This window comes from Paraburkholderia franconis (assembly GCF_009362735.1).
Taxonomy (GTDB): domain Bacteria; phylum Pseudomonadota; class Gammaproteobacteria; order Burkholderiales; family Burkholderiaceae; genus Paraburkholderia; species Paraburkholderia franconis.
In genome coordinates this window covers 1-2,547 of the sequence record NZ_WHNP01000187.1, presented here as the reverse complement: position 1 = coordinate 2,547, position 2,547 = coordinate 1, and the positions used below count along the sequence as shown (strand labels likewise).

Annotated in this window: 2 protein-coding genes; both read right to left on the bottom strand. The window is 66.2% G+C overall.

Annotation, left to right across the window (positions count from 1 at the left end; genetic code table 11):
• Window positions 1-343: 343 nt before the first annotated feature.
• On the bottom strand, window positions 344-1,540 hold the full coding sequence (locus GCT13_RS47340; RefSeq protein ID WP_407670980.1) for an IS91 family transposase: 1,197 nt from the start codon (window positions 1,538-1,540) through the stop codon (window positions 344-346).
• Window positions 1,537-2,412, bottom strand: coding sequence for a tyrosine-type recombinase/integrase (locus GCT13_RS47335; RefSeq protein ID WP_152768398.1), 876 nt, complete (start codon window positions 2,410-2,412; stop codon window positions 1,537-1,539). The genes GCT13_RS47340 and GCT13_RS47335 overlap by 4 nt, the downstream gene beginning before the upstream one ends.
• Window positions 2,413-2,547: the final 135 nt, after the last annotated feature.

Sequence of the window (2,547 nt, the reverse complement as noted above, 5' to 3'; positions counted from 1 at the left end):
TCTTTAGGTTTGTTCGACGCCTGCCCATGTCCGCAGGCTCGCAAGCGCGCGTCAGCGCATGCGGGCAGGCGTTGGACAAACCAGAAGGGAGGAAACCGCGGAGTGCTCCGATGTGGTCGAAGTGGCGAAGGCTATGGTGATTGATGGCCCGCAATGTTCAGGGACGTTGCCCGATGAGTGGTCGAACTGTCTGGCAGATGGTCCGTGATGCGGTGACGAAGCGGTGCAGTCGCGTAAATGGACGGGCGAAGCAGATGTGTGGGAGTCTGTACGAAGTGACAGGCGCAAACGTGCACTCGCGGGCGGCGTTGCCGTCGGGTCGCACGTTCAGGAGCAGTTGTCGTCATGTCACGCCCCGGGGCGTGGGTGGCGCGCGAATCGGCGCGGTCCGCGCAAGGATATCGGTGATGATCATCGGGGCGCCGCAGTGCCGGCAGATGAAGGCCGGTCTCGTTTCGATGAGGGTATCTTCAGGTGATGCGCTGACCTCTGGCGTGACGTGCAGCAGTTCACGCACCTTCGCGAGACTGGCGCGGCGCACCGGATTCGCAAGCAGTCCATAGTGACGGATGCGGTGGAAGCCACCGGGCAGTACATGCAACAGGAAGCGGCGCATGAACTCGCCGGCCTCGAGGGTCATCGTCTTGTAGCGGGTGCGCCCCTTCGCACGATAGTCCTTCCAGCGGAACGTCACGCCGCGCTCATCGAACGCAAGCAGGCGCTGGCTGGAGATCGCCACACGGTGTGTATAGCGTGAGAGATACGCGAGTACCGCTTCGGGGCCCGCGAAGGGACGTTTGGCATACACGACCCATTCGCAGGTACGCAGCGGCGCTAGCCACCGGGCGAAGACAGCCGGGTCGGCAAGTCCGGCATACTCACCGAAGAACTGCAACCGGCCGCACCGGTGTGCGTCCGTGAGCGCTTCGAGGAAGCACCTGCGGAACAGGCGTGAGAGCACGCGCACCGGCAGGAAGAAGCCAGGCCGGCAGGCAATCCACCGCTCACCATCCGGTGACAGGCCGCCACCGGGAACGATACCGTGCACGTGGGGATGATGCGTGAGCGCCGAGCCCCAGGTGTGCAGCACGAGCGTGGCGCCGATCTGCGCACCGAGGTGCCGGGGATCAGCGGCGATCGTGCGCAGCGTGTCGGCGGCGATGTCGAACAGCAGTCCGTAGATAACCTGCTTGTTGTACCAGGCGATGGCGCCGATCGGCGCGGGTAGCGTGAAGACGACGTGGTAGTACTCGACCGGCAGCAGGTCGGCCTGGCGTGCCTCGAGCCAGCGGCGTGCGGCACTGCCCTGGCACCGGGGGCAATGGCGGTTGCGGCACGAGTTGTACGCGATCTCGGTGCGCGCGCAGCCGGAACAGCGCAACACGTGTCCCCCCAGCGCCGCGGTGCGGCACTGTTCGATGGCCGACATGACCTTCAGCTGGCCCAGGCTCAGGCGGGCGCCCTGTCGCCACGCCGGCCCGCGGGCGCGGAAGATGTCCGCGACCTCCAGCACGGAGGGCTCCGCGTGCGGCCGGGCTATCCGGCGGGCAGGCGGTCCAGTGGACTGATCACCTTGCGCAGGAGATCAGTGGCGACCTGGGTATAGAGCGTGGTGGTCTCGATCTGCCTGTGTCCAAGGAGCACCTGGATCACGCGGATATCCTCCTTCTGTTCCAGCAGGTGCGTGGCAAACGAATGCCTCAGCGTATGCATGGAGACGCGCTTGTCGATGTTTGCGGCCTCGGCGGCCGCATGGACGGCGCGGGTCAGTTGCCTGGGCGTGAGGGGATCGACGGGATCCATGCCGGGGAACAGCCACCCGCCATCGAGCATGCAGCCCTGGGCACGGGCCACGCGCCACCAGACACGCAGGCGTTCGAGCAGGACCGGCGAAAGCATCGCGTAGCGGTCGCGGCGGCCCTTGCCCTGCTCGATGCGCAGGGTCATGCGCTGGCTGTCGATGTCACTGACCCTGAGCGCGACCACTTCGCTCGCACGCAGCCCGGCACCATAGGCGACCGACAGCGCGGTCTGATGCTTGAGGTTTCCGGCTGCCGCGATGAGCCGCCGCACTTCCTCGGGGCTGAGCACAACCGGAAGCGTGCGGGGCACGCGTACCGGCTGCATCCGCGCCATCAGCTCCGGCTTGCCGAGCGTGACTTCGAAGAAGAACTTCAGCCCGCTGATGGCGGCGTTGAGCGATATCGGAGACACGCCGTGATCGACCAGATGCAGCTGGTAGTCCCGGAGGTTCTCGACGGTGGCGGTATCGGGTGAACGCCCGAGGTATCGGGCGAACTGACGTACGGCACGCAGATAGGCGGCCTGGGTCTTCGGTGCGAACCTGCGCATGCGCAGGTCCTCAAGCATATGGCGGCGCAGCGGGCTGATGCCCGGATCGGAGGAGGTCATGATGGGGCTCCTGCTGGAGGGCGAGGCGGATTGCCTCAACCACCAACATAACCACCGGCGCCACTGGCCTCCCATTCGCCGCCAGAGTCGGGCCGCAGCCCCCTACCGCGCGAGCGGTTTAGTCCTGTCGGCCAT

What these genes read in the sequence shown, in the direction of transcription:
- GCT13_RS47335 (WP_152768398.1), bottom strand. Translation starts at nt 2,412, where the DNA reads ATGACCTCCTCCGATCCGGGCATCAGCCCGCTGCGCCGCCATATGCTT.